Source organism: Pseudoalteromonas sp. RWi3 (assembly GCF_054960735.1).
Genome location: NZ_JBHNYL010000006.1, coordinates 19,540 through 35,877 on the forward strand (window position 1 = coordinate 19,540; position 16,338 = coordinate 35,877).

14 protein-coding genes are annotated in these 16,338 nt (G+C 41.5%); 7 read left to right on the plus strand and 7 right to left on the minus strand.

Annotated elements, in window-relative coordinates; translation table 11 throughout:
* The first annotated feature begins 15 nt into the window (after positions 1 to 15).
* Complete coding sequence (locus ACFI4Z_RS09880; protein WP_462670441.1) at positions 16 to 1,218, plus strand: alpha/beta hydrolase-fold protein; 1,203 nt, start codon at positions 16 to 18, stop codon at positions 1,216 to 1,218.
* A 160-nt stretch (positions 1,219 to 1,378) separates the two neighbouring features.
* Entirely contained in the window at positions 1,379 to 2,677 is a 1,299-nt protein-coding gene (locus ACFI4Z_RS09885; RefSeq protein ID WP_462670442.1) for a DEAD/DEAH box helicase, read from the plus strand.
* 105 nt (positions 2,678 to 2,782) lie between these two features.
* On the opposite strand, the gene ACFI4Z_RS09890 is transcribed toward ACFI4Z_RS09885, so the two are convergent.
* Both ACFI4Z_RS09890 and ACFI4Z_RS09895 read right to left on the minus strand, forming a co-directional pair.
* Complete coding sequence (locus ACFI4Z_RS09890; protein ID WP_462670443.1) at positions 2,783 to 4,180, minus strand: 5-methyltetrahydrofolate--homocysteine methyltransferase; 1,398 nt, start codon at positions 4,178 to 4,180, stop codon at positions 2,783 to 2,785.
* Between the two features lie 33 nt (positions 4,181 to 4,213).
* Positions 4,214 to 6,655: a TonB-dependent receptor gene (locus ACFI4Z_RS09895; RefSeq protein ID WP_462670444.1), complete on the minus strand. Its 2,442-nt coding sequence runs from the start codon at positions 6,653 to 6,655 to the stop codon at positions 4,214 to 4,216.
* A 171-nt stretch (positions 6,656 to 6,826) separates the two neighbouring features.
* On the opposite strand from ACFI4Z_RS09895, the gene ACFI4Z_RS09900 reads away from it, so the two are divergent.
* Together ACFI4Z_RS09900 and ACFI4Z_RS09905 are read left to right on the plus strand one after the other, a co-directional pair.
* The gene (locus tag ACFI4Z_RS09900; RefSeq protein ID WP_462670445.1) at positions 6,827 to 7,303 is read left to right on the plus strand and encodes a Fur family transcriptional regulator; all 477 of its coding nucleotides are present in this window, start codon (positions 6,827 to 6,829) and stop codon (positions 7,301 to 7,303) included.
* Positions 7,304 to 7,314: 11 nt separating this feature from the next.
* Positions 7,315 to 7,716: a MerC domain-containing protein gene (locus ACFI4Z_RS09905; RefSeq protein ID WP_462670446.1), complete on the plus strand. Its 402-nt coding sequence runs from the start codon at positions 7,315 to 7,317 to the stop codon at positions 7,714 to 7,716.
* Between the two features lie 79 nt (positions 7,717 to 7,795).
* Here the strand turns inward: ACFI4Z_RS09905 and ACFI4Z_RS09910 are convergent, their stop codons facing one another.
* The 5 genes from ACFI4Z_RS09910 to ACFI4Z_RS09930 all read right to left on the minus strand — a co-directional run bounded on the left by ACFI4Z_RS09910 (position 7,796) and on the right by ACFI4Z_RS09930 (position 11,610).
* Positions 7,796 to 8,041, minus strand: a complete 246-nt coding sequence (locus tag ACFI4Z_RS09910; protein ID WP_099295100.1) for a DUF3297 family protein — start codon at positions 8,039 to 8,041, stop codon at positions 7,796 to 7,798.
* 143 nt (positions 8,042 to 8,184) lie between these two features.
* On the minus strand, positions 8,185 to 9,495 hold the full coding sequence (locus tag ACFI4Z_RS09915) for a mechanosensitive ion channel family protein (RefSeq protein WP_462670447.1): 1,311 nt from the start codon (positions 9,493 to 9,495) through the stop codon (positions 8,185 to 8,187).
* Positions 9,496 to 9,689: 194 nt separating this feature from the next.
* Entirely contained in the window at positions 9,690 to 10,106 is a 417-nt protein-coding gene (locus tag ACFI4Z_RS09920; protein ID WP_462670448.1) for a hypothetical protein, read from the minus strand.
* 88 nt (positions 10,107 to 10,194) lie between these two features.
* Positions 10,195 to 10,638 (minus strand): dihydroneopterin triphosphate diphosphatase, encoded by a 444-nt coding sequence (nudB, locus tag ACFI4Z_RS09925; protein WP_462670449.1) that lies wholly within the window; start codon positions 10,636 to 10,638, stop codon positions 10,195 to 10,197.
* Between the two features lie 78 nt (positions 10,639 to 10,716).
* Complete coding sequence (locus ACFI4Z_RS09930) at positions 10,717 to 11,610, minus strand: LysR family transcriptional regulator (RefSeq protein ID WP_462670450.1); 894 nt, start codon at positions 11,608 to 11,610, stop codon at positions 10,717 to 10,719.
* Positions 11,611 to 12,161: 551 nt separating this feature from the next.
* Between ACFI4Z_RS09930 and ACFI4Z_RS09935 the strand changes: the two genes are divergently transcribed.
* The 3 genes from ACFI4Z_RS09935 to ACFI4Z_RS09945 are packed head-to-tail and all read left to right on the plus strand — an operon-like array spanning position 12,162 to position 16,330.
* On the plus strand, positions 12,162 to 12,818 hold the full coding sequence (locus ACFI4Z_RS09935) for an ABC transporter ATP-binding protein (RefSeq protein WP_462670585.1): 657 nt from the start codon (positions 12,162 to 12,164) through the stop codon (positions 12,816 to 12,818).
* On the plus strand, positions 12,811 to 15,240 hold the full coding sequence (locus ACFI4Z_RS09940; protein WP_462670451.1) for an FtsX-like permease family protein: 2,430 nt from the start codon (positions 12,811 to 12,813) through the stop codon (positions 15,238 to 15,240). The genes ACFI4Z_RS09935 and ACFI4Z_RS09940 overlap by 8 nt, the downstream gene beginning before the upstream one ends.
* A 7-nt stretch (positions 15,241 to 15,247) precedes the next feature.
* Entirely contained in the window at positions 15,248 to 16,330 is a 1,083-nt protein-coding gene (locus ACFI4Z_RS09945) for a lipocalin-like domain-containing protein (RefSeq protein WP_462670452.1), read from the plus strand.
* Positions 16,331 to 16,338: the final 8 nt, after the last annotated feature.

Sequence of the window (16,338 nt, forward strand, 5' to 3'; positions counted from 1 at the left end):
TCTAAAGGATTGGTTATGCGCTTACTCACCGCTTTGTGTTTTGTTAGTTTTTGTATTTTTAGTTCACACAGTGCCTTTGCACAATCGGATACGAAACACCAAAGTACATATTACTCCCAGCACACGCACACTATTAAATCGGCTGTTTTAAACGAAGGGCGCACCGTTGTCGTTCAATTGCCTAAAAGCTATCAAGCTGAGCCAAATAAGATATACCCTGTTATATATCGCTTAGATGGGGCAGGTAACATACCGCTTGCTAGTGCTGTTATTGAGCGTTTACAAAATGATAATCGTGCGCCTGAGGTTATTATTGTCGCTATTGAAAACACTGATCGGCTCAGAGATTTTTATCCTACTGTAAACAAAGAGCCGCAGGGTCCTGTCGGTGAAGGGGGCGGCGCAGCAAAATTTTTAGCGTTCTTTGAACAAGAGCTTATTCCTCTCGTTAATAAAAATTATCGTACGCATGACTATAAAGTAATTTCTGGCGCCTCTGCGGGTGGTGTATTTTCGTTATATACGTTGCAGGCCAAACCTGAGTTGTTCCAAGCGCATATTGCTTATAGCCCTGCGGTTTGGTGGAATTATGGCGCAATGGTAAAAAGCACAAAATCGTTTATAGTTAAAACGAAAGATCTGAATAACTACGTTTATATCAATATTGGCGAAGAAGCCGGCATAATGCGTGAAAGGTATGATGAACTTCAGCAATCACTGCAATCACTGCAATCGCATAAAGTGCGAGGGTTGCGCTTCTTTAGTGATGCATTTGATGGCACCTCACATAACCTTACTTCTGCTGCTGGAGCATTTAATGCCTACTACAACTTATTTTTACCTAAGCATATGCCCACAAGTGCGTTAACTGACGATATAGCCTCTATTGATGCTTATTATCAACGCTTATCTCAACAATGGGGCGAACAGATATCTCCACCCGATCGTGCTGTTAGATTACTGGGTTACAACCTAACGGATAGCAAGCAATTTGCCCGTGCTATTGAGGTGTTTAAGTACAATATAGAAAATCACCCGCAATCAGTCGATGCGCTTTCAGCTTTATCTTATGGTTATGAAATGCAAGGTGATACTCGTCAAGCGCTTGAGCAGATGGAATCTGCTTTAGTTATCGCAGATGACTCATACCCTTATATAAATTACTTAAAAGAAACAAAAGCTAGACTACAAATAGCTTTAGACAAAGACGAAACATAGCCACTTTTTAATCCAACTCGATTGTTATATATTTAAAGAGAAAAGAGGGCAACAGCTTTTCTCTTTTTCTAAAACCACATTTAAATCACTAATCTCTACTTAACGGGCAATAAATACGCTAAAATTACAGGCTATTTTTAGCAATGAGCCCGCACTTTTTATGACCTCAGCCGCAAACCCTAGTAATTTCAACGAACTTGGCCTTATTCCAGAGCTAATTGCTCGTTTGTCTGATCTTGAATACACGCAACCTACACCGATTCAGGCAAAAGCAATTCCAAGTATCTTGGCGGGAAGTGACTTAATTGCAGGGGCTAATACCGGTTCAGGTAAAACGGCCACGTTTGCGTTGCCTATGCTACAAGCACTGTTTTTAGCGCAAAACGTTAATAAAACGCCGAGCAAAGGTAACTTTGTTTCAGCGCTTATTTTAGTGCCAACTCGTGAGCTGGCAACGCAGGTGGCTGATAGCGTTAAATCGTACTCAGCTAACTTTAATGGTGCAATTAAAACTGTGGCGGTATTTGGTGGTGTGTCGGTTAATACCCAGATGCAAGCTCTGCGCGGCGGCGCCGATATTATTGTTGCAACGCCAGGGCGTTTGCTTGATTTAATCTCAAGTAATGCCATTAAGCTGGATAAAGTTTCAACCTTAGTGCTTGATGAAGCTGACCGCATGTTAAGCCTTGGCTTTACTGAAGAGCTTGCTGAGCTATTAGCGCTAATGCCAGCTAAAAAACAAACTATGTTGTTTTCAGCGACCTTCCCAGAGCAAGTTACACAATTAACGCAAGAGCTGTTAACTAACCCAGTTGAGATACAAGTACAAAGCAAAGACGAAAGCACCTTAGTGCAGCGTGTCTTTACGGTTAATAAAGGCGAGAAAACCACGGTTTTAGCGCATTTAATTAAAACTCACAAATGGCGTCAGGCGCTTATTTTTGTTAACGCGAAAAAAGACTGTGAACATTTAGCGGGCAAGCTTGAAAAGCGTGGTGTGAATGCACAAGTGTTCCACGGTGATAAAGGCCAAAGTGAGCGTACTCGCGTAATTGAAAAGTTTAAAAATGGCGAAATAGACGTGCTAATAGCCACGGATATTGCCGCCCGTGGTTTAGACATTGCCAAACTGCCAGTAGTAATTAACTTTAATTTACCACGCAGCCCAGCCGATTACATGCACCGTATTGGTCGAAGTGGCCGTGCCGGGGAAGTCGGTTTAGCGTTATCGTTAATTGATTATGAAGACTTTCATCACTTTAGAATTATCGAAAAGAAAAACAAACTTCGCTTAGAGCGCGAAGAGGTAGCAGGCTTTGCCGTAAACCAAGCTAACCTTGATGCAGCTGATGCCCTTAAAAAAGAAAAACCAATGGCAAAACCTGAAGGCACAGGTAAGAAAAAGAAGAAAAAAGCCAACCAAGAAGATGACGTGTGGAGCGGCTGGCGCCGGAAATAATTTAGTTGCCTAAACACGATTAAAAAACCCGTAATTAGCTTAACTAATTACGGGTTTTGCGTTTTATGGCTCTAGCCCAAAATTTTACAACAACACGCTACGAGTTTAATGTTCGTGGTCGTGATCTTCTTCTGCAATACCTAACCAAGTGATTGCAGCTGGTGGGAATGTAAGTTCAACCTCACCTTCAATTTCTAAATCTTCTAGGTGTACTTGCACAACGTGCTGAGCAATAGGGTCGGCTACATAAGCGAAATGACCATTTTGCGCCACTGTCATAGTAAACTTCATGCCTTCAGGCATAGTTGCGACGTCTTCTTCAGTGATATCAACTTGACCGGCTAGCTCCCAGTGCATTTCGCCGTCGTGTTCATGTGCCTCAAGCACGTTTAAAAAGCCTAGGCTGTCTAAAACTAAAAAGTGTTCGCCATTCGCTGAGAAAGAGTACGACACAGCACTTGCGCCATCGGCTAACTGCCATTCTAGTTCTTCCATTTCAGCTTCCGCAGGATTTATACTCACAATCACAGCAGGGCCGCCGCCGTGACCAGAGGCAACACCAATAAAGGTTTCGCTGTTTTCATGACCATATAAAGTACCAATGCGTAGGTCACCTACTGCATCAATGTTTACTACTTTTTCAGCTTCGTACTCGTCATCATGTTGGTGAGCTAATAGTACGCCGTCGCTACAACCAAATGCTATATAGTCGTGGTTTTGTGCTGCACCGTGTAAATCAGGGCAAGTAAGCTCTAAAGTTTGTTCAAGCTCATATTCACCATCATGAAAATGGTAAACACCCACTTGATCAGGCAGAATTTTAGCGTTTGATGTACTATCGGTATCATCGCGACGAATGGTTGATAATAAGTGTTCACCACGCGGCTCAGCGACGCCGTGCATATTAATGTCGTAGCTAATACCAGGAAGGGTATCATTTGCGCTTGTGATATCGTTATCTGTTAATACTTCAACAGATGCAGTTGTGCCTGAGTCTGCATTACCATCGTAAAATATGGCTAACTTACCATCGTGTTTAACAAGGTGTGTTGGACGGCTACCACTAGTTAGCTCATAACTGATAGCTGCTGGGTTTTGCTTGTAATCGTGTAAATGTTCGCCGTGATCTTCACGCCATAAACCACCGTCGATAAAGCCTAGGTAGTCCTGTGCGCGAGAAGCGATCACTGCATAACGAAAATCAGGTGATGACGATAGCGTATTTGTATCATTGTTCAGAGTAAATGTTTCAAGCAGTTCATTGTCGTCTAAGTCGAAAAAGCTCGCCTCGTTGCTATCACCAGCAAGTACCGCAAGACGACCTAATGAATCAATAGTATATTCATCACCATGGTCATGATCGTCACCATCGCCATGATCATGGTCATCAGGCACTTCTATTGGATCTTTCTCAACAATATTTGTTTCTGCATCGCCGCAAGCGGTGATTAATGTACTGCTTATCGCCAGTGCAATAAGTTTTAATTTGAATAATTTAGTCATGTTAGTTTCCTTTATTTATAATTTTTTTAGCGCTTAAAAATAACCGCGAATACCGAGTGCAAAGCTACGACCTGGACGTGGCGCTATATTCTTTAAAAATGAGCTATGAACGCGCGCTTCGGTGTCTGTTAAATTAGTGCCACGTAGATACAGTGAAACATCTTGATTTAACACTGATAAGTCATACGAAACGCTGGCATCAAGCATGGTGTAACCATCTGTAGCTGTTTCTTCTGGCGCGGTGCGGTCTTGCTCTTGATAGCGAGTTACGTGAAGGTGCGCACTCAGTTTGTTTGTTTGATAGCTAAACTCAGTACCAAAACGTAGTGGTGGGGTACGTGGTAAATCGCCACCATCTTTAAGGCGGGCGCGAACGTAATCTGAGAATACATTTACTTTAAACTCATCAGTTAATTGCCATGCAACTTGTGCTTCAAAGCCATGTAAAATCACGTCATCGGCTTTGAACAAATAAACCGGTAATTCAGATGAATGGTCATGCTCATCACCGTGGTCGTGTTGATCACCATGGTCATGGCCACTTTCAGCGTATAGACCTGTGTCTATTTGGTAATAATAGTTATCTACTTGGTTGTAGAATGCGTTAAAAATGAAGCCGATATCACCTTGCGTTTTACGGAAAGTTAAATCAATATTATTGGCTGTTTCTAGGTCAATAACTTGCTCAGATAAACCAAGATGACCATCTTCATGCATATCAAATAGCGCACCCACTTCATAAGTGCCAGTACCAATGTGAGCTCCGAATGATAACAACTCTGAAGCCGAAGGAGCACGCTCTGAGCGTGATACCGAAAGCCCTAAGTTGTAACTAGGAGTAAAGTCCCACACTACGCCAGCAGATAAACTAACAGGAGTGAACTCGTGTTCTGCGTTGAATACACGAATGATATCGGCGCTTTCTTCGTGAGCGTGTTCATGACCGTGATCATGGCTGTCATGTCCACCTTCATCATCATGTGCGTGAGCATCGATATTTGGTAATAGCACATTGTCTGCATCAATTGTTACACGTTCTACACGACCACCTAATTGCACTAAAAAATCACCAAAGTGTTTTTCTTCCATCAATGCAACTGCAAAGCTTTGTGTGTCTGAAGGTGGTGTGAATGCCTCTGATCCTTGCGCCTCTACATCACTGTGTTTGTAATGAAAGCTTAAACCACCATTCCACTCAGCAAATGGGTTATGCATTAAATCTACGCGCAACTCATTGGTCTCATTTTTAAACGTGGTGCCAACAGCGCCGTGTTCTATCTCAGCGTGTTCATAGCTAGTGTGGCCTGCGCGCAGGTTAACTTTATTAAGCCATTTATTATCGAGGTTATACTCGCTCAACAGCTGTACTTTAGTTTGCTCTAAATCAGCATATACGCTTTCCTCAGCGCTATGCTCTTCTTCGCCGCCATGGGTGTGGCCTGGAATGCCGTATTGACGATTAAATTGCTCAACAGCGATGCCAATAAAACCTTGGTCCATTAAATAGCTAGCACCCACGGTGAAACCGTCTGATTCTTCATTGCTGTTGGCAACGGTGTAATTGCCATTATGTTCTTCATGGTCATGGTCATGGTCATGGTCATGGTCATCGTGATCTAATTCAGCTGCCACAGGTATTTCATAGTCGTCAGCTTCACGCCAAAAGGCATCGGCATAAAATGCAAAAGAATCAGTGCCAGTAGTGGCATTAAACGAGGCTACTTTTTGGTTATCAACAGAGTTGTGCTCTACATTCCACTCACCGCGAGTAGTGCTATCTGTTGGCACACGGTTATCAACTACATTTACAACACCGCCAATTGCGCCGCTGCCATAAAACAATGTTGCTGGTCCACGTAGTACTTCGATTTGTTGAGCGGTTGACGCTTCTGATGCGACTGAGTGATCAGGGCCCACTCTTGATACATCACTTACATCTAGGCCGTTTTGAGTCACAAGAACACGGGGACCACTTAAGCCACGAATAATTGGCGTACTAGCTACTTTTGCATGGAAGTTGGTATTAACCCCCGGGAGTTTTTCAAGGCTATCGCCAAGAGTTGCAGCTTGTTGGCGTCTTAATTGTTCGCCAGATAACACGCTGACAGGAGAAGCGGATTCCATTGCTGACATGTGAATAGGAGTGGCTTCAATATCAATTACTTCGATTGGTGAACGTTGTAAATTAAAAGTAACTGATTGATTTTCATTATTGGCAAAAGAGATGTCGCGATGAAGGTGAGCATAACCAGGAGCGGAAATATGAAGCTCTTTTAAACCGCTTTTTAGTTCAGTAATTACAAACTTACCGTTTTCATCCGTAGATACTGTTAAATCTGATCCTTCAACTTCTACAGTTGCGTTAGCAACAACTTTACCTTGGCTGTTGAGTACTGTGCCTTTAATAGAATTTGCAAGCACACTTGCAGGTAATAAAGCCGCTATCAAAACAGCTAATTGAGATCTTCGTTTCATTTGATTCCCTTGTCGTATGTTATACCGTATCAATTGTGCTTGAAATGTTATAATGTATCAAGTGAAAGTTAAAGAATGTTATTTGAAACACTTTAGGTGGAGCTATAAGGAGCAAGGAATGACAGCGATTAAACCCAAACCACAGCGGTTAGTGTGGATAGTGTGGATAGTGTGAATAAACAGCAACTAAAAAAAACAATTCGGTTTGCCAATACAAAGTGTGAAGCTTCTGGCAAAAAACTGACAGAAAAACGTCAACAAGTATTAGAAATTTTACTACATGCAAAAACGCCATTATCTGCTTATGAGCTGACTGATCAGTTTAATAAGGTGATGGGTGTACCTATTTTGGCTATGTCGGTATACCGGATTTTAGATGTTTTAGAGTCTGTAGGTTTAGTACATCGATTAAAATCAGAAAATAAGTTTATGGCATGCAGTCACCTTAATGCTGGTTGTCAGCATCAGCTCTCGATGTTTTTAATTTGCAGGTCATGTAACAAAGTCGTTGAAATGGATGATGCTAACGACAAAGTAAAGGCTTTATTTAAGCAAATCGAGGTAACCGGATTTACACCAAGCGGGTCACAGTTAGAAATTTCGGGACTATGTTGTCAATGTAAACTTACGCCGCTTAAAACCAATTAGAGGAAACGAGAATGAAATCAACACAAAGTGTAATGGATAAGCTTGCGATTGGGCTTTCGATGGTGTGCACCGTGCACTGTTTTGCAACCCCTATTTTACTCACACTGTTACCTAGCCTTGCAGCACTACAGCTAGATAACGAACTGTTTCATAGGTGGATTTTAGCGGCCGTTATTCCTACCAGTGTGCTTGCACTGAGTTTGGGTTGTAAAAAGCATAAGCGCTTTCGTTATATGGTTTCAGGCTTGATAGGCGTTATTTTAATGGTATTCGCCGTGACAGTGGATGAGGTGCTACTTGCGGAATTGGGCGAAACCGGATTTACCCTCTTGGGTGCGGCTTTTATTGCTGTTGCGCATTGGTTTAATTACCGCCAGTGTTTAGAAAAAAATGATGTAGATTGCCTTAATTAACTGTTTCTTCTGCACAAAAAAACCGACTTAATTGAAAGTCTCCAATAGTCGGCTTTTTCTTTTACGGCAAACGATTAGCTTACTTGTAAAATACTTCAACAGTGCCTTTTACTTTCATAAGTAAAGGCTGGCCGCGGCGGTCTAGCGCTTTAGGTGCCGCTACTTTGATCCAACCTTCACTGATGCAGTATTCTTCAACGTCAAAACGTTCTTTGCCGTTAAGGTTTACACCAATCTCATGTTCAAATACTTCTTCTACATAAAATTTGCTGCGCGGGTTGATCGAAAGTTGATCAGGTAATTCTGGTTTATTGGTATCTGTCATAATCGTGTCTGCATTGAATAGATTGTGCGCCATTGTAGGCAATCAAAGCGGTGAGCTCAATCAAATTTGATCTGCGCCGAATAAATTTACGGCTAAACGATAAAGCGAGCTTAACTTATGATTATAATAACACCGCTTAAAATTTAAGTTTTACCAACAAAGTTTTCGTTGAGTATGGTTACTTCTCGTTGTGGGAATGGTATTGCAATATCGTTTGCTTTGAGTGTTTCTAAAATGATTAGCAGTAAGTCGCCACCTACGCGATTTTTACCGTCATCTATACCTTGCATCCAAAACTCAACAAACATATTAATGCCGTTATCGCCAAAGCTATCTATTTCACAGTCTGGGCGCTCTTCAAAGGGTATTTCAGGGCCACTTATAACTTGTGGGTGCTCGGCGACAGCTTGTTTAATTATTTCGACCATGGCCCTTACATCAGTAGCATATGCCACACTAAAATCAACACGATAGCGCTGCTTAGGATCTTTATGGGTCCAGTTGGTGAGCAGTGATGAAATAAAAGTTTCGTTAGGTACTAAAATATCTTTGCCGTCGTAAGTCTCTAAAATGGCGTGGCGCATTTTAAACTCTCTTACAAAGCCGCTTTTACCGTTTTCTAACTCAACAAAATCACCAATGGTGAGTGATTTATCGAGTAAGATAATAATGCCTGATATGAAATTTGAAGCAATAGTTTGTAAACCTAGCCCCAAACCAACGCCTAAAGCGCCTCCGAACACAGCCAATGCTGTAAGGTTCACTCCCATAATATTCAATAACAATAGAGCGATAATACAAAACAAGCCTACTTCAAAAAGCTTAGTGAATACTTCGCGAGTACTAATATCCAGAGTTTGCTGATTACGAATAATAACTTTGCCAACATTGCTCGATGCGCGTCCTAGCCAAAATAAAATGGCACCAAAAAAGAGTACTCGTGACAGCCCATACAGACTTATTTGAATATTGCCTAAGTTAATTGAAACTGCTTCAAGAGTTTTAATAAATGTTGGTAAATACCCTAATAAATGTAACAACAAGATAGGTAAGCCCACCACTTTAAATAGTGCAGACATAAAGGTATTACTGACAAACTCTTTAATAACTGAATAGGCAAACACTAATACCGCAATATTTAGCGCAGTATTTATGAGCCACACTTGTAATTCAGCAGTGATGCCAATGGAGGTGAAAACGCGCAATAAAATTATCGCCACCAATGGGTAAACAACATTACTAAGGCGAAACAGCATGATATTAATGGGATGATCTGAGGCGGCTTTGCTGTGCTTATCAACACGCTTTTTTACTGTTTTTGAATAAATCCAGTAAGCTGCGGCGTAGCTGGCGATAATTACTAGTAATTGCAGGTAAGTTGCTGGTTGGATTAGCATTGATTGGATTGATAACCAAACAGAATCAAGTTGTTTGGAAAAAAGCTCACTATCCATATTACACACTTTTTAGATTAAATAGATGCTTTACTATGGCGTATAAGTTTTAAAATTTACAGTATTATTATCAGTTGTAAGTAATTCGAAAAATGAGGGCTTTTAATTAAGATTAATTTGCCGCAGTTAGCAGCATAGATAGTTGATGAGCGTTAAGGTTTTTTATGAGTCAATTCGCTTATAAGTAGTGAGGGTTAGGCAAGAATACTCAACAATACCCCAGGGTCGCTAACACCGGCTTCTTTCATGGCATCGCCAATGTCTTGCATTAGCATAATAACCTGTTTTTCAAGCTCCATAACCATTTCACTTTGTATTTCAATTTGCTGTTGCATTGCATCACTTTGGCTATCTTTATGTTGCTTTAGCTCAGCGAGTCGTTCTTTAGCGAGTTCAAGCTGCTCTTTTAGCTTTTCTAATTGCTCAATCATTCTTTTGATATGATCAGGTACATCGTGCTCATCTGCTTTGGGGATATGCTTATCTTCGCGCCCAGCGAGCTTGTTTTGTTCGTCCTTTGAAAGGCGATAATGAGTTGCTGTGTCAGCTTTTTTGCTGCTTGAGTACTCAGTATTAACGCTTTGGATTGATTTGCTTGTATCAGTATTCATACTTTAGCTAGCAGGGGTGATATCTATATATATTGTTATCGGCTTAGGGACTAAACTCTTTAGTAAGTACAGCACAGCTAGCTGTGCTTTATAACGCCAGTATTTCGTCTCGGTTGCTGGGTGACCATGCTTTTTCAGCCGCCTGCTGCTGTGATAACCACACATAATCAGTATGTTCATTAGGGTCAAGTTGAATACTAATCTCATCAGGGACGCATACGCTAAACACATGCTCAGTATTAATTAGTGCATTAGCATAGTAGCGATGACGCCAGCTTTCACGGATGGTATAGTGGTTAGTTTTTTTATGGTTACGAATGCTCAAGCCTAATGCTGTTGCATTTATTCCTGTTTCTTCAAGTAACTCTCTATGTGCCGTAATTTCAGGTGTTTCACCTTGTTCTATACCGCCTGTGACGGATTGCCAAAAACTTGCATCATCAGCTCGTTGAATCAGTAAACAATCTTTATTTTGTTTATAAATAACAACTAATACAGAAAAAGGCTGGCGTAGCGTGATAGTTTCAGACAAGGGAAATACCTATATTATTCGTTAGTTTAAATTATTTTATGTGGCTAAGTTTTAGCAGCTCGACATGCTTTATACTTGTTAATGCTGGTCAGTCTTCATGAGCTCATAACGCAACAAACCTATAAAAGTACGCGCTGCCGGCCCTAACCGATCGCCGTCTTTAAAGAGTAAGTGCAGCTTCGCGTTTCGTGTCGTATTGTGGGCAAGGTTTAGCGGCTTCACCAGATTATGTTTAAGCTGCTCACTGATAGCGCTTTTTGGCAACCATGCAAAGCCAAAACCATTACATATCATCTCAACAGAGGTGCGCATATGGCTTACCGTCCAGCGTTGATCTGCGCCTAGCCAGCCGCCATCTTTTTTATTATGTAGTGCAGAATCACGTACCACAATTTGTCGATATGATTTAAGGTCTTCAAGTGTGAGTGCGCGGCTAATACCGTGAAGGGCATGATCAGGGTGAGCAACAGCCACAAATTCTATTGAACACAGCTCCTCACTAAAACCTGCGGCATCGGTAAAGCCAGAGATGGCAATATCAGCATGGGTATTTTCAAGTAACTCATTAGCACCAGTAAGTATTGATTCATGTAACTCAATTCGTAATAAAGGGTATTGCTCTGATGTTGCATTGAGCACTTTATAAAGTAATGCCTGAGGAAATATTTCATCAACAGCGATACTGAGTTTACTTTCAACTCCTTCACTTAATGTATGACCAACCGCTTCTATTTTTGCGGCCTCGTCTAGTAAATAATTAGCCCGTCGTAGCATCATTTCGCCCGCTTCGGTGAGCACTGTTTTACGGCCTTCAATCATCAATAATTTTACATTGAGAGAGGTTTCAATTTTACTCACCGCATTATGAATACTGGACTGGCTTTTATGGATCTGCTGTGAGGCTTGGTTAAATCCTCCAAACTCAACAACAGCGCGGAACATACGCCATTGTTCTAATGTAATTCTAAGCATTTTGGTTGTTACCCTTACCCTCATTATGAACACATGCATTTAGCATCGAACGTGCGGGCATATTTTGTTTGCGTATGTGCGTTAAGCCTTCTATTTGTTTTATCCCGACTATTCAATACTTAAGGGCCGATTTATATATCAACAATAAGTTAACGTCATTTCTGACATGCACATATCCTAAGGATCTTAAGGTTTTAGCATGGCTTAGGCGCTTACAAAATACAATGAGTATTAGCGTTGGTTTATCTTTTGTGGTTGATTTTGCAACAGTGCGTTCGGTTTTTAAACAAAATAGAGCCTGTGTCGCGTGGGTGCACCTTATAACTATTTGATAATATTAATTATAAACACGCGCCGATATTTAATTGCTCCTAGGTAGAGCAAATATGTATTCTTATAGGTTAACAGGCCCTAAGTGGCATTTTAATGGTCACAGTAAAGCCACTTTGCTGGTGGTGGGTGTAAAAATAAGCGTGTATGTGAACGCATTACTGTTATGGTATCGTTTATATATCGAGCCATATTTTTATTACAGGAATAATCTTTTCTTTATGATTTCGCTAAATAAAGTGTTTTTTACTCGCCAGGATGGTGGCTTGAAACGACAAATAATTAATGACTTATCGTTAACTATTTTGCCTGCGGCGCATATTGCCTTACTAGGTGATAGTGGCTCGGGTAAAACAACATTATTAAATTTATTAGCCGGTTTATTGTCTCCAGATGCTGGAACTATTACGGTTAATGAGCAAAAAATTAGTGAATTAAGTGCCAATGAGCTTGCGCTTTATCGGCGTAAAATAGGTATTATTTTTCAGCATTACCAATTACTCAGCCCATTAAATGTAAAAGACAACATGTGCTTTCAAGCAAGGCTTAATGGGTTATCGCCTAGCGACGATGAAGTAAATACGATGGCTAAAAAACTGGGGTTAGAAGGCAAGCTTACAGCAATGCCTGAGCAACTCTCTGGTGGGGAGCAGCAACGGGTGGGCATAGGTCGTGCGCTATTAAATAAGCCTAAGCTATTATTGGCTGATGAACCTACGGGTAACCTTGATGCCGCTCGCTCACTCGATATCGTTACGCTATTAAAAAGCCTGTGCGAAGAGCAGCAAATAATACTTATTATGGTCACTCATAGTCAGCGATTGGCCGACCAATTTACTACGCAATTGTTTTTAAAAGATGGCCAAATTAATGGCTGAGCTTAAACTTATATTAATAACGTATATTCAGTTTTATCGCCGTCATGTAGGGCTATTATTACTGTTTTTCATTGGTTTTAGTTTAGGCGCGGCGCTACTTACTGCAATACAGGGATTAAATTTAGAGGCCGGTAAGCGCTATCAACAAACCACAGCACTAATTGCAAACCCAGTGACGCATTTTGTACGCCCTGTGCTAGGTGAAAACAGGTTGCCCAATAGTTTGTGGTCGCGCATTAGAGCGGCTGGCTTTACGCAGGTTCAACCCGTTTTAGAAGGCGTAATTGAAACCAATGAGCAGCAAAAACTCGTGCTTAGAGGCGTCAATTTATTACAGTGGCTTACACAAAATACCAGTGGCTCAGCATCAACAACCAACAATAGTTACTCTGGGTTTGAACAGTTACTAAATACTGTTTATATCGATCCTAAATTAATGCAGCGGCTAAATTTAAAAAACAGCCGTATTAATATAAACATGGGCGATGCCACTGTTACTTTAGCGGTAAGCGAATTACAAGGTTTAGGCATGACCATGCTGGCGGATATTAGCCTTGCCGACAAATTACTGCGCGCAAATGGGGTGATCAGTTACTTTGAAGTAAGTGGCTTAAATAACAAACAAGCAGCCCAGTTAAACGTATTGTTAGGCGAGCAAGCACGCCTTGAAGCTGCGCAAGAGCAAGCTTTTGACGCGCTATCGGAGGCGTTTTTCTTTAATTTACAAGCGCTGGCATTGTTGGGTTATGTGGTGGGTGCATTTTTAAGTTTTAATGCAATTAAGCTGGCGTACAATGCGCGTGCTCACTTGCAGCAGCAACTGTGGGTGCTGGGTTGTCAACGGTCGGCGTTAATTAAAGCGCTGGTTATTGAATTAACGGTACTTAGTTTTTTTGCTGCGTTATTAGGTGCGTTATTAGGCGCGGCACTGGCAAACACCTTAGTTATGGATGTATCGGCGACTCTTCGAGGGCTTTACCAGCTAGATAGAAGCTTTGTAGTAAATCTTGATAGCAGCATGATTGCTAGCGGCTTTACACTTAATGTTGTTGTTTTGTTGGGGTTTTTGGCCAGCCAATCGGCTCGATTAAGTACTTTTTTTGCGCGTATTAAATGGCTAATGTTTGCGTTAGCTATTTTTGCAGCTAGCTACTTAGCATTAACGGCAAATACTAAAATAAGTGCCTTATTGCTGTGTGTTTGTGTGCTACTGCTCTTTTTTGTGGTTACGCCACCGGTAGTTAAAGCCGTATTTAAGCTGCCATGGCCCACACAAAACCCCATTGTTCACTGGTTAAAAGCCGACAGCATAGTGCAATTACCTGCATTATTGAGCTCAGTACTCGCTATTTTAATGGCGATGGGTGCCGCTGTAGGCATGCAAATTATGGTTGGCAGTTTTAGCGACACCTTAGATACACACCTTGAAAAGCGCCTAAGCGCTGATTTGTACGTAAGGCCCGATCAAAACATTCAAGCCTTAGGAACCAAACTGACTGAACTCCCAGAAGTTGAAAAGGTAGGCGTATATTGGTCAGCTAACAGTGAGCTTAAAACACCTAAAAATACGATAGCTGTTGATGTTATGGCATTTGGTGCAACGGCCAGCTACAACCAACACCTTACTTTGTTAAACAATAAAGCACCTACATCTACAGTATTTGAAAAAAACAAAAACGGGGTTGTAGGTTGTTTAGTGAACGAACCCGCCTTGCTGCAGTATTCGCTTACAGTCGGTGATGTAATAACCCTAAAACAGCATATTAATACACTAACGTGCCAAGTACGCGCTGCCTATTTTGATTACGGCGAGCAAGGGTTAAATGTGGTAGTCACTACAACAGCATTATTGGATAGTGGCTTAAACTACACCGAGTATGGTTTATCGCTTTGGTTAAAGCCCAATAGTGACGTTGACGCCATAGCCGAATATATTCAAAAACAGCACCAATTAGATAGCCAACAAGTCATTGCTAATCAGCAGTTTAAGCGCTTTGCAAAACAGCTATTTGGTAAAACTTTTTATGTTACTCAGGCGCTTAATATATTTATTATGCTGATTGCATTATTTGGCATGTGGGTAAGCTTTTTAACTTTAGGGCGCGGGCAATTACAGCCCATGGCGGTATTGCAAACGCTGGGTGTCACCCAACAGCAATTATTGGGTGCAAAAATATTGCAAGCCGCACTTATTATTTTAACCACATTGTTATTAGCTATACCACTGGGGCTTAGCCTTGGGTGGGTATTATTAACTTACGTAATGCCAATTGCCTTTGGTTGGACCATGGCCATGGCAGTTAACTGGCTGCAATTAGGTGGTTTTACTGTGCTTATATTTATTTTAGCCTTATTTGTGAGTGCGTTACCGCTAATAAAATTAACGCGAAGCGCCGTTGCCGATAATGTTGCCAAGCTATAGGACTTACATGAATAGACTAAAAGCAGCCGTTACCTTTATTTTTATTGGCGTATTAAGCGCGTGCCAGCCAGAAGTAGAGCAATTAAGTAAAAATAAACAAATGCATAGCGGATTTGCACAGCAATTTGGTGAACCTGTAAATAAACACCAAGGGCTGAGCTTTCCACGCGATCATGGGGCGCATCATCAACAAGGAATTGAATGGTGGTACGTTACTGCTAATTTAAAGGCAGATAATGGCGACACCTTTGGTGTGCAATGGACTTTATTTAGACTCTCTGTCGATGAGCAAAGCTCACAAACAGAACCATCACCTTGGTGGAATGGGCAACTATATTTCGCTCACTTTGCAATACAAACCGATAACCAACATCAGGCGTTCGAGAAATATGGCCGCTCGGGACAAGTAAAGATAACAGCGCAGCCATTTGAGGCTCGCCTAGATGATTGGCAGCTAGCAAGTAAAGAGGCAACATTTTTACCGCTTAGCTTAAAGGCGCAGCAGGAAAATTACAGCGCTAATCTGGTGCTGGCTGATAGCCCGCTTGTAAAGCATGGCGAGCAAGGTTATAGCCAAAAAACCCACCAAGGGCATGCGTCTTATTACTACAGCTACCCGTTTTTACAAGCCAAAGGCGACATCACATTTGCGGGTAAAACTTTTAAAGTAACTGGAGATGCTTGGTTAGACAGAGAGTGGTCTTCGGCGCTAATCGATCCAACCCAAAATGGTTGGGACTGGTTTAGCATTCAGGCTGATGATCCCGCTTTAGGTGGCTTGATGGCGTTTTGTATTCGTAATAGTCAGCAAGAGTATGATTATTGCAGTGCATCACATATTACCCGTACTGGGCAGGTACGTGCCATTGCCAATCAAGAGGTGAGTCTACAAGTATTAAAAACACACGAGCTTGCAACGAAGACCTACCCAACTAAGTGGGCGCTCAACATAAAAGGGTTTGAATCTATTATAATTGATGCACGTAATCCTGATTCACGTAATCAATTAAGTATCCCGTATTGGGAAGGGCGTATTAAAACCCACGGTGGATTTGAAGGGAAAGGGTATGCAGAATTGGTGGGCTATTAACAGCCTAC